Origin of the sequence: Chitinimonas lacunae (assembly GCF_042650885.1) — a bacterium.
Classification (GTDB): Bacteria; Pseudomonadota; Gammaproteobacteria; order Burkholderiales; family Chitinimonadaceae; genus Chitinimonas_A; species Chitinimonas_A lacunae.
This window is the reverse complement of sequence record NZ_JBHSBU010000001.1, coordinates 4119902-4143983: the sequence shown is the minus strand read 5'-3', so window position 1 is coordinate 4143983 and position 24082 is coordinate 4119902. Positions and strand designations below refer to the sequence as shown.

The following is a 24082-nucleotide window of genomic DNA, read 5'->3' as shown; positions in this document are numbered from 1 at the left end:
GACGTGATGGGCATTAGGTGCGAATCTGGCTCAGCGGAACTGGCGCAGGAAAGCGAGATCGTTGTCGAAGAACAGACGCAGATCGTTGACGCCGTAATACAGCATGGCGAAGCGATCGATACCGACGCCAAAGGCAAAGCCGGAATGGGTTTCCGGGTCGATGCCGACATTCCTCAACACATTGGGATGGACCACGCCGCAGCCGCCGACTTCCAGCCAACCGCGCTCGCCCAGCACATCGACTTCGGCCGACGGCTCGGTAAAGGGGAAGAATGAAGGACGGAAACGGACCTGTAGATCCTCGCGGTCAAAAAAGCGCCGCAGGAAGTCGATCAACGTGGATTTAAGGTCAGCGAAACTGATGTTTTCTGCCACCCATACGCCTTCCATCTGGTGGAACATCGGCGAATGGGTCGCATCGGAATCGACCCGATAGACACGGCCGGGCGATACGATCTTGATCGGAGGGGGGTTATCCAGCATGTAACGGATCTGGATCGGACTGGTATGGGTGCGCAGCAGGCGACCGCCTTCGACATAGAAGGTGTCCTGCATGGCCCGGGCCGGATGGTCGGGCGTGAAATTGAGCGCTTCGAAGTTATACCAGTCGGTTTCGATTTCCGGGCCATCGGCCACATCGAAACCCATCGATTGAAACAGGGCGACCATCCGCTCCTGGGTCAGCGTGACCGGATGCAGACCACCGCCACCTTGACCACGCCCCGGCAGGGTGACGTCGAGCGCTTCGGCCGCCAGTTGACGGGCCAGCTTCTCGGCCGCCACGGCTTCGCGCCGGCTGTGCAGGGCCGCTTCGAAAGCCTGTTTGGCCTGGTTGATCACAGCGCCGTGTTCGCGCTTCTGTTCGGGCGGCAGGGTAGCCAATTGCTTCAGCAATTCGGACAAAGCGCCCTGTTTGCCGAGGTAACGCGCCTTGACGTTCTCGAGTTCGACCGGGTCATGGGTCGAGTTCAGAAGGGCGATACCCTCGTCGAGGATGGCCTGGACATTGCTCATGGTGCTTACGCTCCTGTAATGCGCTGGCGCTGGGGTCTGAGGGGCAAACCCCAGGGCGAGCGCCCCGCCGCTGGCAGATAGATCGGATCATTCCGTAGACAAAAAAAGGGAGGCTTGCGCCTCCCTTTTCCACCTTCCGGTCGCTTAGGCCGCGAGGCTAGCCTTAGCTTGCTCGACGATGCGGGCAAAAGCCGGCTTGTCGAACACGGCCAGATCAGCCAGAACCTTACGATCGATCTCGATCGCAGCGCGCTTCACGCCGTTCATGAACTTGCTGTAGGACAGGCCCAGTTCACGCGCGGCGGCGTTGATACGGGCAATCCACAGGGTACGGAACTGACGCTTACGTTGACGACGGTCACGGTAAGCATATTGACCGGCCTTCATCACCGCTTGCTTGGCGATGCGATAGACATTCTTACGACGGCCGCGATAACCCTTAGCCAGAGCCAGGACTTTTTTATGACGGGCGCGGGCAGTTACACCACGTTTGACGCGAGGCATGGTTACATCCTTCTAAGAAGATCAGGCGGAATACGGCAGCATGGCGCGGACAGACACCATATTGGTCGGATGGACCATGGTGGTGCCACGAAGCTGGCGCTTGTTCTTGGTGGTCTTCTTGGTCAGGATGTGGCGCTTGAACGCTTTGGAACGCTTAACGCCGCCACCGCCCAACACCTTCAGGCGCTTGGCGGCGCCGCTCTTGGTTTTCATCTTCGGCATGACGAACAACTCCTATGAGTTATATCCGGCCTTGGGTGGTGCTTTCGCACGCTTAATGCCCAACGCCACGCTTTTACGGCAGGAAAATCCGGGCCTGCCGCCACCCGTTCGACCGAAGTCGGAAACCGCTTACACTTTTTTCTTTGGCGCCAGCATCATAATCATCTGGCGACCTTCGAGCTTGGGGAACTGCTCGACGACGGCAAGCTCGGCCAGGTCGGCCTCGATACGCTTGAGCTGGGCCAAACCGATTTCCTGGTGGGCCATTTCACGGCCACGGAAGCGCAGGGTCACCTTTGCCTTGTCGCCTTCCGTCAGGAAACGGATCAGGTTCTTCAATTTGACCTGATAGTCATTCTCGTCAGTACCCGGACGGAGTTTGACTTCCTTGACCTGGATTTGCTTCTGCTTGAGCTTGGCCTCATGGCGCTTCTTGCTCTCGCGGTACTTGAACTTGCCGTAGTCCATCAGGCGGCACACAGGCGGCTGCGCGTTGGGCGCGATCTCAACCAGATCGACCTCGCGTTCCTCTGCCATGGCCATGGCTTGGCCCAATGTCACGATGCCAAGTTGCTCACCTTCATCGCCAACCAGACGGATTTCGCGAGCAGTAATCTCGCCGTTGATCCGTGGCTCTTTTTCCTGAGCGATAGCTTTTACTCCCCAAGAGAAAAACGAAAACCGCGCGTCTCTGAACGTAAGACAGCCTCTTGTGAGGCTGTCGGCTTTAAACGCTGGGGAGTTCGCTGCGCCAGCGCTCGATCAGCGCTTGCACGGTCATCTGTCCCAGGTCTTCACCACCGCGAGAACGCACGGCAACCAATTCACCTGCTTTTTCCTTATCGCCAACTACGATCTGATAAGGCAGCTTTTGCAGGCTATGTTCGCGGATTTTATAGCCAATTTTGTCGCTTCTCAAGTCCGCTTCGACGCGGAAGCCTGCCTCACGCAGGCTGGCGGTCACTTGGGCGGCGTAATCGGCCTGATGTTCACTGATGCTCATCACCACTGCCTGCACGGGCGCCAGCCACAGCGGGAAGGCACCGGCGTGGTTCTCGATCAGGATGCCCAGGAAGCGCTCGAGCGAACCCAGAATCGCTCTGTGCAACATTACCGGGCGATGCCGGCCGTTGTCGTCGGCCACATATTCGGCATTCAGCCGCTCGGGCAGCACAAAGTCGAGCTGCAAGGTGCCGCACTGCCAGGAGCGGCCGAGCGCGTCCTTGATATGGTATTCGACCTTGGGACCATAGAAGGCCCCCTCACCAGGCAGCTCTTCCCATTCGATGCCGCAGGCATGCAGTGCACTGCGCAGACCGGCTTCAGCCTTGTCCCACACCTCGTCGGAGCCGGCCCGCTTCTCCGGCCGCAGGCTCAGCTTGACCGAGACATCCTCAAAGCCGAAGTCCTTGTAGACCGACATGGTCAGTTCGTTGAATACCCGCGCTTCTTCGACCACCTGGTCTTCGGTACAGAAGATATGGGCATCGTCCTGCACAAAGCCACGCACCCGCATGATGCCGTGCAGCGCGCCGGACGGCTCGTTGCGATGGCAGGCGCCGAACTCGGCCAGGCGCATCGGCAGGTCGCGGTAGGAACGCAGACCACTGTTGAACACCTGGACATGGCCCGGGCAGTTCATCGGCTTCACGGCGTAGTCGCGCTTTTCCGACTCGGTGACAAACATGTTTTCGCGATAGTTGTCCCAGTGGCCGGATTTCTCCCACAGCACCTTGTCCATCACCATCGGCGTGCGGATTTCCTGGTAGCCGGCCTGGTCGAGACGACGACGCATATACTGCTCGACCGCCTGCCACAGCCGCCAGCCCTTGGGATGCCAGAACACCATACCGGGCGCTTCATCTTGCAGGTGGAACAGATCAAGCTGCTTGCCGAGGCGACGATGGTCGCGCTTCTCGGCTTCTTCGAGCATATGCAGGTACTGGTCGAGGTCTTCTTTCTTGGTCCAGGCCGTGCCGTAGACGCGTTGCAGCATCTCGTTGCGGCTGTCGCCGCGCCAGTAGGCGCCCGCGAGCTTCATCAGCTTGAAGACCTTGAGCTTGCCCGTGGACGGCACATGCGGGCCACGGCACAGATCGGTGAAGTCACCCTCGCGGTACAGCGACAGCACTTCGCCTTGCGGAATGCTCTCGATGATCTCGGCCTTGTAGTGCTCGCCGATGCTCTTGAAGTAGGCAATCGCCTCGTCGCGCGGCAGTTCGTAGCGCTCGACCGGCAGATCGCGCTTGGCGATCTCGGCCATCTTCTTTTCGATCGCTTCGAGGTCTTCGGGCGTAAACGGGCGCTTGTAGCTGAAGTCGTAGTAAAAGCCGTTTTCGATCACCGGACCGATCGTGACCTGGGCGTCCGGGAACAGCTCCTTGACCGCGTAAGCGAGCAAGTGGGCGGTGGAGTGGCGGATGATATCGAGGCCATCGGCATCGCGTTCGGTCACGATGGCGAGCTGGACGTCGCGGTCGATCACAAACGAAGTATCGACCAACCGGCCGTCCACCTTGCCTGCCAGCGCGGCGCGGGCAAGGCCGGCGCCGATACTCTGGGCCACGTCGGCGACGCGGACGGGTTGATCGAAGCTGCGTTGGGAGCCGTCGGGCAAGGTGACGATGGGCATTTCGATTCCGCCTTTCTGAACCTGATGATGTGCACGGGTTGCGGCGCCGCACGGCCAAAAAAAAAGTGCGGCTGAGCCGCACTTTTTTTCGAATAAACCGATTTTTTCTAAAGCCGACTCACTGTCCGTTGAAGCCGGTAGTGGTAGTTCGGATTTGGAACATGATTGTTTATCCCTATGTTTGGTAGGCGCGATTGGACTCGAACCAACGACCCCCACCATGTCAAGGTGGTGCTCTAACCAGCTGAGCTACGCGCCTGTTTTTCTGCTTCGCGGTGTTGCTGCGTTTGCAGAAGAGATGCGCAGTATAGGGATGCCTTCAGGCTCGTGCAAGCACTTTTTGTAAATTTTTTCGCACTTCAGCCGTTTTTCGCCGACGATCGCCGTTATTTCAAGGACTTGCCCCCAAGCCCACCGCGGAAATTTTTGCAGCCTCCCGCGCAATTGTATCCACCACAGCTTGCCATCTCCACCGACAATCGCATCGGACGCCCTCAGCAGCTCAATACATATTGTTATATTTCTTCTACAGTCCGCTCCTTATCTAGCAAAAATTTTGCAGATAAGTTTACATCAGCCTCTTACCCCGGTTTAGGCCCCAATCCAGCCAGCAGATTGGCCAGTTTGGCCCGTCCCTCTTCCTTGCTGACCTGCTCTTTCCGGCCGGCAGCCAGTCGGCCGCTGATACGAATCTCATCGCTTGGCAGTTCGCGCAGAAAGCGGCTCGGTTCCACCACCTGCCATTCGCCGGCCCGTTTGCGTTTGGCGCAATAGCTGATGGTCAGGCTGCGTTGGGCGCGGGTGATGCCCACATACATCAGGCGGCGCTCCTCCTCGACCATATTGGTATCGATCGATTGCTGGTGCGGCAGGATGCCCTCTTCGCAACCGATCAGAAATACATGGCCGTATTCCAGCCCCTTGGAAGCGTGCAGCGTGGACAGCCGCACCACGTCGACCTCTTCTTCGGAACGGCCTTCGAGCAAGGTGATCAGGGCGATCTTCTGGGTCATCTCGATCAGACTGCTGCCCTCTTCCTCGTGCTTGCGGTCAAACCAGGCGACCAGTTCGAGCACGTTCTTCCAGCGCGTCTCGGCCGGGCGCTGCTCGTCGCTGTCGTAGAGCCAGGTCTCGTAGCTGATCGCGTCAAGAATCTCCTTCAGCAGCGCGCCGGCCGGTTCACGGCCGGCACGGCCCTGCATCCGTTCGATAAAACCCTGGAAAGTACGAAGTGCCTCGAACTGGGCCGCCGGCAGCGCCTGCTCGCAGCTTGGCAGCCGCAGCGCGGCAAACAGGCTGAGCTGACGCTCAGCCGCCAGTGCCCCCAGCTTTTCCAGCGTGACGTTGCCGATGCCGCGCTTAGGCGTGGTGATGGCGCGGATAAAGGCTGGATCGTCGTCTTCGTTGGCGATCAGGCGCAGATAGGCCATCACATCCTTGATCTCGACCTTGTCGAAGAACGATTGGCCGCCCGAGATCTGGTAGGGAATCTTGTGGTTGCGCAATTGCTGCTCGATCACCCGTGCCTGGTGGTTGCCGCGATAGAGGATGGCGTAATCGGCAAAGCGGGTGCGGCATTCGAATTTATGCGCCAGCAGCCGCATGGCGACCGTTTCGGCCTCGTGCTCCTCATCGCGGGTCTCCACCACCTGGATCGGGTCGCCCACGCCCAGCTCCGACCATAACTGCTTGTCGAACAGCTTGGGATTGTTGGCGATCACGGCATTGGCCGCCTTGAGGATGCGGGCGGTCGAGCGGTAGTTCTGTTCCAGCTTGATGATTTCCAGCCGCGGGAAGTCCTGTTGCAGCAGGCGCAGATTGTCCACATTGGCGCCCCGCCAGGCGTAGATCGACTGATCGTCGTCGCCCACCGCAGTGAAGAGACCGCGAAAGCCGGTCAGCTGGCGCACCAGCCGGTACTGGCAGGTATTGGTGTCCTGGTATTCGTCGATCAACAGATAGCGCAGCCGCATCTGCCATTTGGTCAGCAATTCGCCGTCGCGCTCGAACAGCTCCACCGGCAGGCGGATCAGATCGTCGAAGTCGACGGCCTGGTAGGCAAACAGCGTGTCCTGGTATTGCCGATAGATCCGCGCCAGGCGCAGTTCGCCGTCGCTGCCGGCGTTGAGCAGCGCCTGTTCGGGGCCGACAAAGTCGTTTTTCAGACGCGAGATCAGGCCGAGCGTCTTTCTGATCTCCTCCTTGTCGGTGGTGGCCAGGATATCGGACACGATCTTATAGGCGTCGGCGCTATCGAGGATCGAGAAGCGCGGCTTATAGCCCAGCGCCTTAGCCTCGTGGCGCACGATCTGTAGACCCAGCGAGTGGAAGGTCGAGACGGTCAGGCCGCGGGTGCGCTGGGCGTCGAGCAGTCCGGCCACCCGTTCCTGCATTTCGCGGGCGGCCTTATTGGTAAAGGTGATGGCGGCGATATGGCGCGCCTCGTAGCCGGCCCGCTCGATCAGATAGGCGATCTTCTGGGTGATCACACGGGTCTTGCCCGAACCGGCGCCCGCCAAGACCAGCAATGGGCCGTCAAGATGGCGCACCGCAGCCTGCTGCGGCGGATTGAGGGTGTGGAGCATGGCTAAGATCCTGATGGGGCGCGGATTTTAGCATGACCGGCCAGCAGCCCGACGCAGAAATGGCATGACAATCGGAACAGGCCAGCTAAGCTGGAAAACGCAGGATCGCACTTCGTAACAATACGAACCAGGAGACGCTTATGCGCCCAGTTATCGCCTTCTCTCTGCTGCTGTCGATCAGCTTAGTCAACGCCGCAGACAAACCCGCCAGCGTCAAGTTCTGTCATGAGAACAACGAATCTTATCCCTGGCTGGTGGCCGACCGTCCCGGTCTCAACCTGATCATGATGAAACAGGTCGAGAAGCAGCTCGGCACCAAGGTCGAGCTGGCGGCGCTGCCCTGGAAGCGCTGTCTGGACGAACTGAAGAACGGCACCGTTGACGGTGCCTTCAAATCGAGCTTCAAGGCCGACCGGCTTGAATTCGGCCTCTATCCGATGCAGGGCGACAAGCCTGACACCAGTAAACGGATGCTCGACGAGAGCTATACCCTGTACAAACTCAAAGGCAGCAAGCTCGACTGGGATGGCAAGACGCTCAAGGCCGACGGCTCGGTCGGCGCCCAGCTCGGCTTTTCGGTGGTCGAGCAGTTGAAGGGCATGGGCGTCAAAGTGGACGACGGCGCCCGCAGCGCCGACGACAATCTGAAAAAGCTGCTGGCCGGCCGGGTCAGCGCCGTCGCGCTCCAGACCCAGGAAGCCGACAACACCATCGCCGGCTCAACCGAATTCCGCGACAAGGTCGAGAAGGTTTCGCCACCGTTGTCGGAAAAACCCTACTTCCTGATGCTGTCGAAACAATTCGTGGCCAAGCACCCCGACTTTGCCCGCCAGGTGTGGGATACGGTGGCCCAGGTGCGCGAATCGGCCGAATACAAGAAGCAAGTGCAGCAGTTCCGCTAACAGCGTCCGGCCCGGCAGCGCCTGGCGGCGTTTTCGGGCCAGATCGCCCTGCTCAATTTAATTGGAGGCTGAAAAATATATATTTTCTTTATTTTCCGCATCATGACTTTCGGTCATTTTTCCTGATTTTTTCTATTTTTCCTCCCCTCCGCCGCCTTCCTGCTTTTTGCCGCGCTATCGGCTCGCTTCTCTCTGCCGGGTCTTGATTGACTGGTTGTGCCAGCTTTCAAAGATCGGATATTTTTCGTAACAGTCATCCCAATCATCGCGTGCGGCAGCGATGGAAATACTGTTTTTGCTATAACAAACCGGTCCGGCTTACAGCAGGCTGCTGCGCCGCAGCATCGAAACTTACCTAAAACTTACAAAACCCTGTTCACAACCCGGATTCTTGGCTTTATATTTCCTGACAGTCTGCTTACGCATGGCAGGCGTTTCCCACCCAAGATCAATTAGGAGCGAGACAATGCGCGTTCGTCACCTTACCGTTGCGCTGGCTGCCGCCGGCTTGCTGGTCCAGGCTGCCCAGGCGGGCGAAGTCGAGGTATTGCATTGGTGGACTTCGGGCGGCGAAGCCAAGTCGGCTGCTGAACTGAAGAAGATGGTGCAGGCCAAGGGCCACACCTGGAAGGATTTTGCCGTGGCCGGTGGCGGTGGCGACAACGCCATGACCGTGCTGAAGACCCGCGTGGTGTCGGGCAACCCGCCCACGGCCGCCCAGGTCAAGGGTCCGGCGATCCAGGAATGGGGCCGCGAGGGCGTGCTGGCCAATCTGACGGCGGTCGCCAAGGTCGACAACTGGGACGGACTGATCCCGCCGGTGATCGCGCGCGCCATGAAGTACCAGAACAACTATGTCGCGGTGCCGGTCAATGTGCACCGGGTCAACTGGATGTGGGTCAACCCCGAAGTATTCAAGAAAGCCGGCGTCAACCCGCCCAAGACCTGGGACGAATTTGCCGCCGTCGCCGACAAGATCCAGAAAGCCGGCTTTATCCCGGTCGCCCACGGCGGCCAGCCCTGGCAGGATGCCACGGTATTTGAATCGGTCGCCCTGGGCGTGGGGGGTGCCGCCTGGTATCAGAAAGCCTTTGTCCAGCTCGACCCGGCCGCCCTCAACAGCCCGACCACCTTGAAAGCCTTCGATACCCTGCGCACGGTGCGCAAGTATATGGATAAGGATATGCCGGGCCGCGACTGGAACCTGGCGACTGCCATGGTGATCCAGGGCAAGGCCGCCATGCAGTTCATGGGCGACTGGGCCAAGGGCGAATTCAGTGCCGCCGGCAAGCAGCCGGGCAAGGATTATCTGTGCCTGGCCGCGCCAGGGACCGAAGGCGCGTTCACCTTCAACGTCGACTCCTTTATCGTGTTCGCGCAAAAGAACAAGGACCAGAAGGCCACCAACGATTTCGCCCAGACCGTGTTGTCGCCGGCCTTCCAGGAAACCTTCAACCTCAACAAGGGTTCGATCCCGGTCCGGCTTGGCATGGATATGACGAAGTTCGACGACTGCGCCAAGAAGTCCTCGGCCGACTTCATGGCCAGCAATAAGAGCGCGAGCCTGGTACCTTCGTTTGCCCACGCCATGGCCATGCCCTCGGCTGCCCAGGGTGCCGTGCAGGACGTGGTCGCTGCCTTTATGAACTCGACCATGAGCAGCCAGGACGCCGTCCGCCGTCTGGTCGAGGCTGCCAAGAAGAAGTAATCCCCCTGCGCCGGGGCTGCGGTCCCGGCACCATGCCGGGTCGTTCGACCCGGCTTTCCGCCTTCCTCCCTGTCTACGGAGAAACCGCCATGACCGCACCCCGTCACGGCGCCGCCGTCGCGCCTTGGCTATCGATCGGCCGGCTGGCCGACACGGTGCTGCCCAAGCTCGTGCTGGCGCCGACCATCGTCGCCTGCCTGGTCGGCTTTTACGGCTTTATCGGCTGGACCGCCTGGCTGTCGTTTACCGAATCGCGCCTGCTGCCGCGCTATGAGTGGGCCGGCCTGATCCAGTATCAGGAACTGTTCGCCAATGAACGCTGGTGGACCTCGATGCAGAACCTGGCGGTATTCGGCGGACTGTTTATCGCTGTCAGCCTGCTTGTGGGACTGGTGATGGCGGTGCTGCTCGATCAGCGCATCCGGGGCGAGGGTGCGCTGCGGACCCTCTATCTCTACCCGATGGCGCTGTCATTCATCGTTACCGGCACGGCCTGGAAATGGGTGCTCAACCCCGGGCTCGGGCTGGAGAAGACGCTGCATGACTGGGGGTTTACCGATTTCCGCTTCGACTGGATCGTCAACCCCGATATGGCCATCTACACGGTGGTGATTGCGGCGGTCTGGCAATCGTCGGGTTTTGTGATGGCGCTGTTTCTGGCCGGACTGCGCGGTATCGACGACTCGATCATCAAGGCAGCCCAGGTCGATGGCGCCGGCCTGCCGACCATCTACGCCCGCATCCTCATTCCGAGTCTGCGGCCGGTGTTTCTGTCGGCGTTTATGATCCTGGCCCATATCGCGGTCAAGAGCTTTGACCTGGTGATGGCGCTGACCAGCGGCGGGCCGGGCTTTGCCACCGATCTGCCGTCGATCTTCATGTACCAGCATGGCTTTACCCGGGGTCAGCTCGGCCTGGGCGCCGCCTCGGCCATGATGATGCTGTTCACTGCCTGCGCGGTGGTGATGCCGCTGCTCTATTCGGAACTCAGGAGGGAACGCCGTGGCTGATCTCGCCTACCATCGCACCCCGGCTGCGCGAGCGGCACGGTTTGCCATCTATGCGGTGCTGATCGTGATGGCACTGTGGTATCTGGCGCCGCTCTATGTGATGTTGACCACCAGCTTCAAGAGTCTCGATGAGATTCGGGCCGGCAATCTGCTGGCGCTGCCGGCCGGACTCAACTTCGATGCCTGGAGCATCGCCTGGGGCTCGGCCTGTACCGGCATCGACTGCAACGGCGTCAAAGGCTATTTCGCCAACAGCCTGAAGATGCTGGTGCCCTCGGTGCTGCTGTCTACGCTGTTGGGCGCCTTCAACGGCTATGTGCTGTCGATGTGGCGCTTCCGAGGTTCCGACGCCTTCTTCATGGCCTTGCTGATCGGCACCTTTCTGCCGTTCCAAGTGGTGATCCTGCCGATGGCCCAGGTGCTGGCGATGCTGGGCATCGAGGACAGCACCGCCCGGCTGGTGCTGGTGCATACGGTCTATGGCTTGCAGTTCACCACCCTGTTCTTCCGCAACTATTACGTTACCGTGCCGGGCGAACTGGTCAAGGCGGCGCGGATCGACGGCGCAGGCTTTTTCCGGATCTTCTTCCGCATCCTGCTGCCGATCTCGGTGCCGACCATGATGGTGTGTCTGATCTGGCAGACCACCCAGATCTGGAACGACTTCCTGTTCGGCGTGGTGTTCTCGGCCGGCGAAGCGCAGCCGATGACGGTGGCGCTCAATAACCTGGTCAATACCTCGACCGGGGTCAAGCAATACAACGTCGAGATGGCTGCGGCCATTATCGCCGCCCTGCCGACGCTATTCGTCTATGTGGTGGGCAGCAAATATTTCGTGCGCGGCCTGACCGCCGGCGCCGTCAAAGGTTAAGGAGACAGCAATGGGCGCGCTTTCCATCCGCAACGTCAAGAAATCCTATGGCGATACCCATATTCTCAAGGGCATCAATCTGGAGATCGACAAAGGCCAGTTTCTGATCCTGGTCGGGCCATCGGGCTGTGGCAAGTCCACCTTGCTCAATATGATCGCCGGACTCGACGATATCAGCGCCGGCGAGATCCTGATCGGCGACCGGGTGGTCAACCATCTGTCGCCCAAAGATCGCGATATCGCCATGGTGTTCCAGAGCTATGCGCTCTATCCCAATATGACGGTGCGCAAGAACATCGCCTTCGGCCTGGAAATCCACAAAGTGCCGCGGGCCGAGCAGGAACAGATCATCGCCCGGGTAGCCAAGACGCTACAGATCGAACATCTGCTCGATCGCAAACCGCAACAGCTCTCGGGCGGCCAGCGTCAGCGCGTGGCAATGGGCCGGGCGCTGGCGCGCGATCCGGCGCTGTTTCTGTTCGACGAGCCCTTATCCAATCTGGACGCCAAGCTGCGGGTCGAGATGCGCAGCGAGATCAAGCTGCTGCACCAGCGTCTTGGCACCACCATCGTCTATGTCACCCACGACCAGATCGAGGCGATGACCCTGGGTGACCGGATCGCGGTCATGAAGGATGGCGAGGTCAAACAGTTCGGCACGCCGCAGCAGATCTACGACGAGCCGGCCAATCTCTATGTGGCGGGCTTTATCGGCTCGCCGGCGATGAATTTCATTCCATGCCGGCTTGAACAGGAACAAGGCTGTGCCGTGGTGCGGCTCGACAGCGCCGGTACGGTGCAGCCGCTGCGGCTGGGTCGGCTCAGCGACAGCCAGCGTGGCCTGCTGGGACGTGAAGTCATCCTCGGACTGCGTCCCGAGCAGTTGACCGATCCGGGCAGCGCCCATAACGAGCGGCCGGGCTTGCAGGCGCTCGATGCCCGGGTCGAGATCGCCGAGCCGACCGGCCCCGATACCCTGGTGACGATCAGCATCAATGGCGTCAAGGCCGTGGCACGCTGTCATCCGCAGGCAGTGGCGCGGCCCGGTGAGGCGATGCGCTTGCTGATCGATCCGGGCAAGGCCTTGTTGTTCGATCCGGTCAGCGAGAACCGGCTGGTGTGAAAGCTGCCGCAGCGGCCGTGTTGGCATAGCGGTCGCTGCCGGTTTTTTGTAGTGCAGGCGGGCGGGCGCGGCGAATCTGCCGCATTGATGGCAAGTCTAAAAGCGTAGGTTTGACAAGCGCTTGCGATGCCGGTAACATCCGCCCTCTTTGCGTTTTCGAGTCATGCCCTTGTGGTGCGGCTCTGTTGAACAAACCTTTGAAGAGATAAGTCGGGAGTCCAAACATGGCTCGAGTATGCAAGATCACCGGCAAGCGGCCGATGGTCGGGAACAATGTTTCCCACGCCAACAACAAGACCAAACGTCGTTTCCTGCCCAACCTGCAATATCGCAAGTTCTGGGTTGAAAGCGAAAACCGTTGGGTGCGTCTGCGTGTTTCCAACGCTGCTCTGCGCACCATCGACAAGGTCGGCATCGATGTGGTGCTGGCTGACCTCCGCCTCCGTGGCGAACTGTAATCCGGGAGTGACATACCATGCGCGATAAGATCAAGCTCGAATCGACCGCCGGTACCGGCCACTTCTACACCACCACCAAGAACAAGCGCACCATGCCGGAAAAGATGGAGATCAAGAAATTTGATCCCGTCGCCCGCAAGCATGTCATCTACAAAGAGACCAAGCTCAAGTAAACCGACGCTTGGGCTCCGCGCTTAGTCTCTCAAGCTGGTGCGACGCAGTCGAAAACCCCCGCCTAGGCGGGGGTTTTGTTTTGGCTGTGTTTCAACTGATTTATTTAGAATTTCTTGTATAGACCTCGGCTTGTGGCATCGATTTGGCGGATTTCTTTCTTTCCACCCCAGTCGAGGAATTTCCCGACAATCCGCGACAGACCATAGCGGTCGCCCCCGGCCAGTTTGGCCGACTGCATTGCATGTTCGGCATGGCGCAGCAGCTCGATGGCGCCGGCCCGGTCGTCGGGGTAGACGGTGAGCCCGATACTGGCGGTCACCCGCAGCAGACGGCTCTCGACCAGTACCGGCCGTGCGACTTCGATCAGCACGCGCTCGAGGCTCCCCACACATTCGCGCCACGAAGCGGCGTGATCGAACAGCAGGGCGAATTCATCGCCGCCCAGCCGCGCCACCATATCGTTGCTGCGCAACAGGGCGCGGATACGCTGCGCCACTTCCATCAGCAACAGATCGCCCACCGCATGGCCCCAGCGGTCGTTGATGCCACGGAAGCGGTCGAGGTCGATAAAGGCAACCCCGACCAGTCCGCCGGTATTGTCGGCCTGGTGCAACGCTGCCTGGATCGCATCGAGCAGCGCCAGTCGGTTGGGCAATTGGGTCAGGGCATCGCAATAGGCCGCCACGGTCGGCTGGCTGTGGCGCCGGCCCACGGAAGCGGGTTCCGCCGGCTCGGGCAGCAGGGCCTCGGCGGCTGGCTGGATAGGCGGCGCGGCAATCGGTTGGCTGACCCGCGCCAGCCGGCCGGCCGGATCGCAAATGGTGATGCTGCCACGCGCCTGCTCGAATACCGCCGCGGCCAACCGCCGCGCTTCGCTGGCGCAGCGCTCAGCCGTGATATCGCGCAAGGTGGTCATCGATACGGCACGCGAGCCGGGCCACTGTACCGGTTCGATATCGAGGCTGAGCCAGACCCAGCGCCCGTCGGGCCGCAGCAGACCCAGCACCATATCTCGACAGGGTTGGGAAGCGGCACGCGACAGCCATAAGGGATGACTGTCGATGGCCAGGGGCCGGCCATCCTCATCGAGGGTGCGCCAGCAAGGATCGGTCAGGGAACGACCACGCAGCTGCTCGCCACTCATGCCGAGCAGCCGTTCGGCCGGGGCATTCCAGGCGACGATGGCACCGTTGACGTCATGCAGCAGCACCGCCTCGTCAAGGCCCAGCACCTGGGGGAAATGCGGATCGTGCTGTACCGGCAGGGTACGCAGCGGCCAGACCACTCCCGATACCACGCCGTCGGCATTGGCGGCGCGGGCACGCAGGCCCACGCATCCCCAACGGCCGCGCCGGGTGCGCAGGCGCAGACCCAACTGCCAGCCCTGGCAACTGGCATTGCGCCAGGCGCTCAACAGTCGGTCCTGGTCGGCCGGATGGATCAGTTGGTCCCAGCGCGGTACCATTTTCAGTTGGTCAACCTGGTAGCCCAGCAGACGCAACGTCGCCTGATCGACTGCCAGCCGGCCGCTACGGGGCTGCCATTGCCAGCGCCCTGGCACTGCGGAGACCAGCCAGTCGGCCGCATCGGCCTCCGTGGCTGGCAACAGCCTTAATTCGCTCAACGGTGGCAGGCATTCCATTGCGACCAACCTCTATACCAAGCAGCAGCCCGCGCATTGCAGGCAATGACGGTATGCTATCGACCACACCTCTGCGGCACAGCTAGGCAAACACCCAGGCCGCGCCAGTGCTGGCTTTCCAGGAATTTTCCATGCTCCAGACCCTGATCCTGTTTGCCCACGGCGCCCGTGATCCCGCCTGGGCCGAACCCCTGCAAAAACTGGCGCAGACGCTCGCCGCCCGTACCCCCGGGCAGCGTGTCAGCCTGGCCTTTCTTGAATTGATGACCCCTGCGCTGCCCGACTGCATCGACCAGGCCGTCGCCCAGGGCAGTCGCCGTATCGTGGTGATTCCGGCGTTTATGGCACGTGGCGCCCATCTGCGGCGTGATCTGCCCTTATTGCTCCAAGCGGCGCGGCAGCGCCATCAAGGTGTCGAGATCATTCAAAGCGCAGCGCTCGGTGAAGCCGAGCCGGTGATCACAGCCATGGCCGACTGGATTGCTGCAAGCTACGGACAAGGGGGGGATGGCATCGACACGGCTTAGACGCCAGAGCATTTCCCGGCCATTCGGCGTCAAGGTGTCCGAACCTCAAGATGCCGGCCCATCGGCCCCGATCAGGCTTAGCGGTGACGCCGACTCAAAAGGATTCAGTAAAATATTTAATATTTCTTTTTTACATCCGCATGTCTAGTACATGATATGCAGATATCTTTTATTGCTCAGTCCACCCCTCGCAAGGGCTTCTGCCACACCGCCTCCAGCGTCTCGATCATTACCAGCACCAAAGGATCGTCGCTGCGCTCACCCGGATAGATAAAGGTCAGCGGCACATCGATGGCCGCATCGCCCCAGATCCACAGGCTGCCCTGCGCCGCCGCCGCTTCGGCCGCATCGCGTCGCACCAGGCACAATCCCACTCCCGCCTCGACACAGGCCACCATGGTCTGTTCCTGATCGATGTCGAGCACCTTCTTGGGCGCGATATTGCGTTCGCGCCAGATTTCGCTGTGCAGCTTGGACAGGCTGGAAAACTGACTCACCCCGACCCAGGGCTGGCGCCCGAGCGTGCGCCAGTCGCAGCCTTCGAGCGATTCGCGCCAGGCGGCGGGTGCCGCCACCACATAGGGCAGCTCGGCCAGCAGCAGGCCATGGACGTTCTGGTAGGGGTTGCGGCCGATATAGAAGCCGCAGTCGAGCTCTTTCTTGCGCACCTCATTGAGCACGCTGCCCGAAATGCCCTGAAAGGTGCTGATCTGTAGCAGCGGATAGCGCTGTTTCAAAGTGGCGAGCCAGGGGCCGAGCCGCAGTTGGGTCGGGGTCAGAATGGTGCCGACCCGGGCTTTGCCGCCCAGTTGGCCCTTGAACGATTTGGCCTTATGCAGCAGATGGCGCGTACCGGCCAGAATCGCCTCGGCCTCGGGCAGCAGCAGCTTGCCCGCCTCGGTCAGCATCACCCCGGCCGAGGTGCGCTCGAACAGGGCAACGCCGGTTTCCTCCTCCAGGGCCTTGATCTGGGCCGTCACCGCCGGCTGACTCAAGTGCAATATTTCTGCCGCTTGCGTAAGGTGCCCTTGCTGGGCCACCGCGACAAAAGTTCTTAATTGGTAGATTTCCATAGCCGGGCCTTTTTCTGAGCCGATGGCGGCATTCTCGAATGTCGGCCTGTTGCCGACAAGCCTGGCCGCCCTGCTCGGACGACTGTTACGCAATCCATCAGCCGTTTTGATGGCAGCAATCAATCTACCCACGGGACACGGCGCGAGGCCGCTTGGTGGGCGGCATCCGTCGCGGCCGGGGCGCGCGGCTGATTCGGCCGATCCGAATTTCCGATTGGATGGAGGGTAAACAGGCGGCGTAGATTGAGTCGACACGGTCAGCAGACCGTCGGGGAATTCAAAAAACACGGAGCAGACAGATGAACGACACCACCATTGCACGGATCGAGGCGAACCCCAAGTTCGCCGAACTGGTACGCAAGAAAACCAGCCTGGGCTGGACACTTTCCCTGGTCATGCTGGTCATCTACTACGGCTTTATCCTGGTGGTGGCCTTCAGTCCGGCGACGCTGGGCCAGACCATCGCCGGCACCGTCACTCTGGGCATTCCGCTTGGAGTGGGCATCATCCTGTCGGCCTTTGTGCTGACCGGCATCTATGTACGGCGCGCCAACCGCGAATTCGACCAGCTCAACCGCGAGATCGTGCAGGAGATCGGCCAATGAACACCCGTCTTTTTCTGGCCGTGACGCTGGCAGCGAGCCCGCTGCTGGCTTCTGCGGCCGATGCCATCAGCGGCCCGGTCGCGGCGCGCAGCCTTAACTGGCACGCCATCGTGATGTTCTTCGCCTTTGTCTCGCTGACCCTGGGCATCACCTACTGGGCCGCCCGCCGCACGCGTTCGGCCAAGGATTTCTACGCCGCCGGCGGCGGTATCAGCGGCATGCAGAACGGTCTGGCCATCGCCGGCGACTATATGTCGGCCGCCTCGTTTCTCGGTATCTCGGCCATGGTGTTCGAGAAGGGCTACGATGGGCTGATCTACTCGATCGGCTTTCTGGTCGGCTGGCCCATCATCCTGTTTCTGGTGGCCGAGCGGCTGCGCAATCTCGGCAAGTACACCTTTGCCGATGTGGCGAGCTACCGGCTGCAACAGGGTCCGGTGCGCACGCTCGCCGCAGTCGGCACGCTGGTGGTGGTGGCGCTCTATCTGATCGCCCAGATGGTGGGCGCCGGCAAGCTGATCCAGCTGCTGTTCGGCATGAGCTATCAGTCGGCCGTGATCCTGGTCGGGGCGCTGATGGTGATGTATGTGATGTTCGGCGGCATGCTGGCCACCACCTGGGTGCAGATCATCAAAGCCGTGCTGCTGCTCTCAGGTGCCAGTTTCATGGCCATCATGGTGCTCTACCACGCAGGCTTCAGCTTCGATGGCATGTTCCAGGCCGCCATTGCCGTACACGCCAAGAAAGAAGCGATCATGGCGCCGGGCGGGCTGGTCTCCAATCCGATCGATGCGATTTCGCTGGGGCTGGCGCTGATGTTCGGTACAGCGGGCCTGCCGCATATCCTGATGCGTTTCTTTACCGTGGCCGATGCACGCGAAGCGCGTAAATCGGTGTTCTATGCCACGGGCTTTATCGGTTACTTCTATATCCTGACTTTCATCATCGGCTTTGGCGCCATCATGCTGGTGTCAACCAATCCCGAGTTCAAGGATGCGGCCGGCAAGCTGATCGGTGGCACCAATATGGCGGCAGTCCATCTGGCCAAGGCGGTTGGCGGCGATTTCTTCCTCGGCTTTATCTCGGCAGTGGCCTTTGCCACCATCCTGGCCGTGGTGGCCGGTTTGACGCTGTCGGGTGCCTCGGCGGTCAGCCACGACCTCTACGCCAATGTATTTGCCCGTGGCCGCAGCAATGAAGCGCAGGAAATCCGGGTATCGAAGTACGCCACCCTGCTGCTGGGCGTGGCAGCGATTGCGCTGGGCATCGCCTTTGAAGAGCAGAACATCGCCTTTATGGTGGGTCTGGCCTTCTCGATTGCCGCCTCGGCCAATTTCCCGGTGCTGTTCCTCAGTATGTTCTGGAAGGGTCTGACCACCCGTGGTGCCGTGATCGGCGGCTTTACCGGCCTGATCTCGGCCGTGGTGCTGATCGTGCTGGGCCCGACCGTCTGGGTCGATGTGCTCCACCACAGCAAGGAATCGGTCTGGTTCCCCTACAAGAATCCGGCCCTGTTCTCGATGACCCTGGCCTTCTTCACCACCTGGCTGTTCTCGGTGCTCGACCATAGCAGCAAGGCCGAAGCCGAAAAGCGGGCCTATCTGCCGCAATTCATCCGCTCGATGACCGGCATCGGTGCCGAAGGCGCTTCGCAACATTGATCGATTGCCGGCCGGGCAGCCCAGCAAGGCCCGGCCCTACCCTATTTCAGGAGGTCCAATGTCTACCCTCGATTCCATTCTCAAGGAAACCCGCATCTTCGCCCCAAGCGACGAATTCCGCCGCCAGGCTACCGTCTCGGGCATGGAGGCCTACCATGCGCTGTGCGAGCAGGCCAATGAAGACTATCTGGGTTTCTGGGGCAATATGGCGCGCGAGCTGATCAGCTGGAAGCAGCCGTTCACCCGGGTGCTCGACGATAGCGAGGCGCCGTTCTTCAAATGGTTCGACGATGGCGTGCTCAATGTCAGCTACAACTGCCTCGACCGTCATCTGCCGATCAACGGCAACAAGATCGCCCTGATCTTCGAAGCCGACGACGGCGCCGTCACCCGTGTCACCTATGCCGAACTGCACCGCCGGGTGTGCCAGTTCGCCAACGGTCTGAAGAGCCTGGGTATCGGCCGGGGCGACCGAGTGGTGATCTATATGCCGATGAGCATCGAAGCGGTGGTGGCGATGCAGGCTTGCGCCCGGATCGGGGCGATCCATTCGGTGGTGTTCGGCGGCTTCTCGGCCAAGTCGCTGCAAGAGCGGATCGGCGACGCCGGCGCGGTTGCGCTGATCACCGCCAATGAAAGCCTGCGTGGCGGCAAGGCCGTGCCGCTCAAGAGCGTGGCCGATGAGGCGCTGGCCCTGGGCCATTGCGACACGATCCGCCAGGTGGTGGTCTATCAGCGCACCAACAACGGCTGCAACGAATGGCACGCCGAGCGCGATATCTGGTGGCATAAGCTCACCGAAGGCCAGTCGGAGCAGTGCGAACCCGAGTGGATGAATGCCGAAGATCCGCTGTTCATCCTCTACACCTCGGGCTCGACCGGCAAGCCCAAGGGCATCCAGCATTCGAGCGCCGGTTATCTGTTGGGGGCGCTCAATTCCTTCCGCTGGGTATTTGACATCAAGCCCAACGATGTCTTCTGGTGTACCGCCGATGTGGGCTGGATCACCGGCCACAGCTACGTCTGCTACGGCCCACTTGGCCATGGCGCGACCCAGGTGATCTTCGAAGGGGTACCGACTTATCCCGATGCCAACCGCTTCTGGCAGATGATCGCCCGGCATAAGGTCACGATCTTCTATACCGCCCCGACCGCCATCCGCTCGCTGATCAAGCTCGGTGCCGACCTGCCGCGCCAGCACGATCTGTCCAGTCTGCGTCTGCTTGGCACCGTGGGCGAGCCGATCAATCCGGAAGCCTGGATCTGGTATCACGAAACGGTAGGCGGTGGCCGCTGCCCGATCATCGATACCTGGTGGCAGACCGAAACCGGCTCGGCCATGATTTCGCCGCTGCCGGGCGCGATTGCCACCAAGCCCGGTTCCTGCACCTTGCCGCTGCCCGGCATCATGGCCGATATCGTCGACGAGGCCGGCGCACCGGTTGAACCGGGCAAGGGTGGCTATCTGGTGATCAAGCAGCCCTTCCCTTCGCTGGTGCGCACGATCTGGGGCGACCCGCAGCGCTTTCGCAAGACCTATTTCCCCGAAGAATTCAACGGCAAGTTCTATCTGGCGGGCGACTCGGCCCACCGTGATGAGCACGGCTATTTCTGGATCATGGGCCGGATCGACGATGTGCTGAACGTGTCGGGCCACCGGCTGGGGACCATGGAGATCGAATCGGCGCTGGTGGCCAATCCGCTGGTGGCGGAAGCCGCCGTGGTGGGCAAGCCGCACGATATCAAGGGAGAGGCCGTGGTGGCCTTCGTGGTGCTCAAGGGCGCGCGGCCGCAGGGGGAGGAGGCCCGGCAGATCAGCGAGCAGTTGCGCAACTGGGTGGCGCACGAGATCGGCAAGATCGCCCAGCCCGACGACATCCGCTTTGGCGACAATCTGCCCAAGACCCGTTCGGGCAAGATCATGCGCCGCCTGCTGCGCGCCATCGCCCGCGGCGAGACCATCACTCAGGACACCTCGACGCTGGAAAATCCGGCCATCCTGCAACAATTGCAGGAAAGTCGTTAAGGCAGCCGGGACAGCTTGCGGGGCCGCCCCGGACAGTTGGCGCAGGCCCGCAGGCCCAAACAAAATGGATTGCACTTTGCAATCCATTTTGTTTGTATACCGCAAAATATCTTGCAGTCTTTCTTCCTGAAATTTTCCTTTTACCGCATGTCCGGGTAAACCGGCGGCACTGCCCGGCCTGGCTGAGCGTTACCCGCCTCCGGGCACGCTGACACCGCATGGTCTGGCCCATCTCAAGCCAGGATCTCCCGCCCGAGCCACTCGCCGGCCGCCAGACGCAGTCCCAGCTCGGCGGCCGGTAAGGGCCGGCTGATCAGATAGCCCTGCACCTCATCGCAGCCTTCACTTTGCAGGAACTGCCACTGCGCCGCCGTTTCGACACCTTCGGCGATCACCTGGAGATTGAGATTGCGTGCCAGGCTGATCACGGCGCGGGTGATGGCGCTGTCGTCGCTGTCGCCGGGGACATCGGCGACGAACGAGCGGTCGATCTTGAGCTTGTCGGCCTTGAAACGCTTGAGATAGGACAGCGAGGAATAGCCGGTGCCGAAATCGTCGATGGCCAGCCGCAGCCCCATCTGTTTGAGCACGCTCATGGTGCTGACGGTCGATTCGGCATCTTCCATGATGATGCTCTCGGTGACTTCGAGGCACAGATGGCAGGCATCGAGTTCGAACTCGGCCAGTTGGGCAGCGATAAAGTTGGCGATGTCCTGATGGTGGAATTGCAGGGCCGACAGATTGACCGCCACCTCGATCGCCGGCAGCCCCGCGCGCTGCCAGGCCTTGTTCTGCCGGCAGGCTTCGCGTAAGGCCCAGTTGCCGATCGCCGCGATCAGGCCGCGCTCTTCGGCAATCGGAATGAATTGATTGGGGCCGACCAGGCCACGCTCGGGATGCTGCCAGCGGATCAGCGCCTCGACCCCGACCAGCCGGCCGCTGCGCATATCGACCTGGGGCTGGTAGTGCAGCACGAACTCATCGCGCTCGAGCGCCCGGCGCAACTGCGATTCGACCAGCAGGATTTCGCTGGCGCGCGCATTCATATCGGCGGTATAGAACTGGTAGTTGTTCCGGCCCGACTCCTTGGCGTGGTACATGGCGGCGTCGGCGTTGCGGATCAGGGTGTCGTAGTCTTCGCCGTCTTCGCGATAGAGCGCGATCCCGACCGATGGGGTAACGACCAGCTCGTGTTCGCCGATCCGGAACGGCTGCGCCAGCCGCTCAAGAATGCGGGCGGCGACAAAGGCGGCGTCGTTATTGCTGTCTACCCGCTGTAGCAGCACCACGAACTCATCCCCGCCGAGCCGGCCGACCACATCACCGGCGCGGATCGCCTCGTTCAGGCATTGCGCCACGCCGCGCAGCAGCGCATCGCCCACCGCATGACCCAGCGAGTCATTGACGGTCTTGAAATGGTCGAGATCGACGAACAGCAGTCCGAAGCGATCATCGTGGCGCGCAGTGGCCGTGATGGCCGCGTCGACCAGTTCGCGGAAATAGGCGCGGTTGGGCAGTTCGGTCAGGGCATCGAAACGGGCCAGATGGAGAATCCGCTCATTGGCCACCTTGATCGCGCTGATATCGCGCATCAGCATCACCACATTGCTGATCTGGCCCGTAACATTACGCACCACATTGACCTGGACCCAGGCGGTAAAGCTCTCTCCGTCGCGCCGGCACAGCGGCAGTTCGCCCTGCCAGGCCCCGTCGCGCAGCAGCGACTGCCGTGCCAGCGCGTAGGCGCCGCCATCGCGCTCCAGATCGCGCAGCACTTCGGTATCGCGGCCGACCAGCTGGTCGGGCGTGTAGCCGAACATATCGGTGAAGGCACGGTTGATCGAGATGATCTGCGAATCCTGATCGGTGACCAGGATCGCCTCGGTGGTGTTGTCGAATACCTTGGAGGCCAATTCCATCTGCGCGGCCGATGCCTGCCGCTCGCTCAGGTCGCGCATGATGCGCCAGACGCCGACCGGCCGGCCCTGTTCGTCGCGCATCAGCACCCCTTTGGCGCTGACGGGAATCACGCTGCAATCGTAGCAACGCAATTCGATTTCATATTCACCGCAATGACCGTCGAGCAGCACCCTGTGCCGCATATCGCGGTCATAGTCGCGCCAGCGCGACGGCACCAGTTGGTCGCTCTCCACTCCGGCGAGCCGGCCGGTGGGATAGCCCAGCATTGCCTCCATGGCCGGATTGGCATCGAGGCAGCGTCCGTCGAGATCGACCACGAAAATACCGTCGAGGTTGGACAGAAACAGCTCGCGATATTTGCCCTCCGAGGCGCGCAGCGCCACTTCGACATTCTTGCGCTCGATGATGTCGAGTTCGAGTTCGCGGTTCTTGTGGTGCAGCTCGTCAAATAAGCGCAGCAATTCGCGGCGCGACCATTCGAGCTGGCGCCCCACGTCGCCGATTTCATCGCTGCGGTCCCACACGAAGGCATGCTGGAATACGCGCTGGGTCAGCGCCGATGCCTGGAGTGACAGTCGTCGCAGCGGCCGCAGAAAGCGGGCATCGAGCAGGAACAGGATCAGACCGAGGCTGGCGGTCAGCTCCAGCACGATCAACAAGGTGTATTCGACGGTCTGTTTGGCCAGGCGGGCCTGCAAATGGCCGTCGTCGAAATCGATGGTGACGCTGCCGATGCTCTGGCCGTCATAGAACACCTGCCGGGTCAGCCGCGCCAACTGGCCGGTCTGGCGCGAGGGCTCGACCGCCGCCAGGAAAGGCTCGTTCGAGAAACTGCCATCGATGCGCACGGCCACGACCCGCTCGTCCTTCATCACCGACTCGACCAGTGGCTTGCCGGTCAGCCGCGACAGATCCCATAGCGGCTGGCGCATCCCCAGCGACAGGATTTCCAGCGCCCGCTCCTGTTCGATCCGGAACTGGTTTTCCAGCTCCTGGCGGCGGAATTCGCGGTTGACCAGCGTGACCAGCACACCAGGCAGGCCCAGACCGGCAAGTACCGCCAGCACAAACAACTGCCGCATCGACAGCCGGGTCAGCCAACTGCGCAGCCAATGCCAGGGCCGCCCCAACCAGCGCCAAGGAAGCGTATTGCTGGAGGACTCGGGATCATCTGCCGCAGAAAGCTCGGAATGAGGCTCTGGCTGCATAGCGCGCTTCTAGTGAGAGGAAGCTTCATGGGCGAATAGGTGCAGCGCGCCATTGAGGCATCGCAGCAATTCCTATCAGCTTAGCAGCCTGTCCAATAACGCCAACGCACCGCCCGGCGGCGCAATCTTGCCGTCAGATTCCCATGATTTTCCGTAAATGGCAAAGCATGCGCCGCCATGGGACGCGTCAAGCCAAAAATAAAAATATAGGTAATAT

Annotated in this window: 20 protein-coding genes and 1 tRNA gene; 11 read left to right on the top strand and 10 right to left on the bottom strand. The window is 61.2% G+C overall.

The genetic code is table 11. The features are described from left to right. Positions 1-30 precede the first annotated feature (30 nt). The 7 genes from pheS to ACFOW7_RS17765 all read right to left on the bottom strand — a co-directional run bounded on the left by pheS (position 31) and on the right by ACFOW7_RS17765 (position 6957). Positions 31-1014 (bottom strand): phenylalanine--tRNA ligase subunit alpha, encoded by a 984-nt coding sequence (pheS, locus tag ACFOW7_RS17795; protein ID WP_378166856.1) that lies wholly within the window; start codon positions 1012-1014, stop codon positions 31-33. Positions 1015-1158: 144 nt separating this feature from the next. Continuing rightward, on the bottom strand, positions 1159-1518 hold the full coding sequence (rplT, locus tag ACFOW7_RS17790; RefSeq protein ID WP_378166855.1) for a 50S ribosomal protein L20: 360 nt from the start codon (positions 1516-1518) through the stop codon (positions 1159-1161). Positions 1519-1539: 21 nt separating this feature from the next. After that, positions 1540-1740 (bottom strand): 50S ribosomal protein L35, encoded by a 201-nt coding sequence (gene rpmI / locus ACFOW7_RS17785; protein WP_378166854.1) that lies wholly within the window; start codon positions 1738-1740, stop codon positions 1540-1542. Positions 1741-1869: 129 nt separating this feature from the next. Further along, positions 1870-2391: a translation initiation factor IF-3 gene (infC, locus tag ACFOW7_RS17780; RefSeq protein WP_378168068.1), complete on the bottom strand. Its 522-nt coding sequence runs from the start codon at positions 2389-2391 to the stop codon at positions 1870-1872. A 76-nt stretch (positions 2392-2467) separates the two neighbouring features. Continuing rightward, the gene (gene thrS, locus ACFOW7_RS17775) at positions 2468-4372 is read right to left on the bottom strand and encodes a threonine--tRNA ligase (RefSeq protein WP_378166852.1); all 1905 of its coding nucleotides are present in this window, start codon (positions 4370-4372) and stop codon (positions 2468-2470) included. Positions 4373-4554: 182 nt separating this feature from the next. After that, a tRNA-Val gene (locus ACFOW7_RS17770) sits at positions 4555-4631 on the bottom strand. A gap of 322 nt (positions 4632-4953) precedes the next feature. Then, positions 4954-6957, bottom strand: coding sequence for a UvrD-helicase domain-containing protein (locus tag ACFOW7_RS17765; RefSeq protein ID WP_378166850.1), 2004 nt, complete (start codon positions 6955-6957; stop codon positions 4954-4956). 140 nt (positions 6958-7097) lie between these two features. On the opposite strand from ACFOW7_RS17765, the gene ACFOW7_RS17760 reads away from it, so the two are divergent. From ACFOW7_RS17760 to rpmG, 7 genes are all read left to right on the top strand, one after another. Further along, positions 7098-7859, top strand: a complete 762-nt coding sequence (locus ACFOW7_RS17760) for a substrate-binding periplasmic protein (protein WP_378166847.1) — start codon at positions 7098-7100, stop codon at positions 7857-7859. Between the two features lie 466 nt (positions 7860-8325). Continuing rightward, entirely contained in the window at positions 8326-9567 is a 1242-nt protein-coding gene (locus tag ACFOW7_RS17755) for an ABC transporter substrate-binding protein (RefSeq protein ID WP_378166845.1), read from the top strand. Between the two features lie 89 nt (positions 9568-9656). Continuing rightward, entirely contained in the window at positions 9657-10577 is a 921-nt protein-coding gene (locus ACFOW7_RS17750; protein WP_378166844.1) for a carbohydrate ABC transporter permease, read from the top strand. Beyond that, on the top strand, positions 10570-11448 hold the full coding sequence (locus tag ACFOW7_RS17745) for a carbohydrate ABC transporter permease (RefSeq protein ID WP_449252238.1): 879 nt from the start codon (positions 10570-10572) through the stop codon (positions 11446-11448). The genes ACFOW7_RS17750 and ACFOW7_RS17745 overlap by 8 nt, the downstream gene beginning before the upstream one ends. 10 nt (positions 11449-11458) lie before the next feature. Then, the gene (locus ACFOW7_RS17740; protein WP_378166842.1) at positions 11459-12571 is read left to right on the top strand and encodes an ABC transporter ATP-binding protein; all 1113 of its coding nucleotides are present in this window, start codon (positions 11459-11461) and stop codon (positions 12569-12571) included. 224 nt (positions 12572-12795) lie between these two features. Further along, positions 12796-13029 carry a 50S ribosomal protein L28 gene (gene rpmB, locus ACFOW7_RS17735; protein ID WP_378166840.1) on the top strand — a complete coding sequence of 78 codons (234 nt, stop codon included), beginning with the start codon at positions 12796-12798 and terminating at the stop codon, positions 13027-13029. A 17-nt stretch (positions 13030-13046) separates the two neighbouring features. Beyond that, the gene (rpmG, locus tag ACFOW7_RS17730; RefSeq protein WP_028453358.1) at positions 13047-13202 is read left to right on the top strand and encodes a 50S ribosomal protein L33; all 156 of its coding nucleotides are present in this window, start codon (positions 13047-13049) and stop codon (positions 13200-13202) included. A 104-nt stretch (positions 13203-13306) separates the two neighbouring features. Here rpmG and ACFOW7_RS17725 read toward each other — a convergent pair whose 3' ends face one another. Continuing rightward, positions 13307-14845 (bottom strand): diguanylate cyclase domain-containing protein, encoded by a 1539-nt coding sequence (locus tag ACFOW7_RS17725; protein ID WP_378166837.1) that lies wholly within the window; start codon positions 14843-14845, stop codon positions 13307-13309. Positions 14846-14976: 131 nt separating this feature from the next. Here ACFOW7_RS17725 and ACFOW7_RS17720 point away from each other — a divergent pair, with 131 nt between their 5' ends. After that, complete coding sequence (locus tag ACFOW7_RS17720; protein ID WP_378166834.1) at positions 14977-15372, top strand: sirohydrochlorin chelatase; 396 nt, start codon at positions 14977-14979, stop codon at positions 15370-15372. Positions 15373-15548: 176 nt separating this feature from the next. Here ACFOW7_RS17720 and ACFOW7_RS17715 read toward each other — a convergent pair whose 3' ends face one another. Continuing rightward, positions 15549-16445 (bottom strand): LysR family transcriptional regulator, encoded by an 897-nt coding sequence (locus ACFOW7_RS17715; RefSeq protein WP_378166832.1) that lies wholly within the window; start codon positions 16443-16445, stop codon positions 15549-15551. 299 nt (positions 16446-16744) lie between these two features. On the opposite strand from ACFOW7_RS17715, the gene ACFOW7_RS17710 reads away from it, so the two are divergent. From ACFOW7_RS17710 to acs, 3 genes are read left to right on the top strand one after another with little or no spacing between them, the layout of a single operon-like run. Next, the gene (locus ACFOW7_RS17710; protein WP_378166830.1) at positions 16745-17050 is read left to right on the top strand and encodes a DUF485 domain-containing protein; all 306 of its coding nucleotides are present in this window, start codon (positions 16745-16747) and stop codon (positions 17048-17050) included. Further along, the gene (locus tag ACFOW7_RS17705; RefSeq protein ID WP_378166828.1) at positions 17047-18711 is read left to right on the top strand and encodes a cation acetate symporter; all 1665 of its coding nucleotides are present in this window, start codon (positions 17047-17049) and stop codon (positions 18709-18711) included. The genes ACFOW7_RS17710 and ACFOW7_RS17705 overlap by 4 nt, the downstream gene beginning before the upstream one ends. A 58-nt stretch (positions 18712-18769) precedes the next feature. Continuing rightward, the gene (acs, locus tag ACFOW7_RS17700) at positions 18770-20737 is read left to right on the top strand and encodes an acetate--CoA ligase (protein ID WP_378166826.1); all 1968 of its coding nucleotides are present in this window, start codon (positions 18770-18772) and stop codon (positions 20735-20737) included. Between the two features lie 233 nt (positions 20738-20970). Here acs and ACFOW7_RS17695 read toward each other — a convergent pair whose 3' ends face one another. Beyond that, positions 20971-23865, bottom strand: coding sequence for an EAL domain-containing protein (locus ACFOW7_RS17695; protein ID WP_378166824.1), 2895 nt, complete (start codon positions 23863-23865; stop codon positions 20971-20973). Positions 23866-24082: the final 217 nt, after the last annotated feature.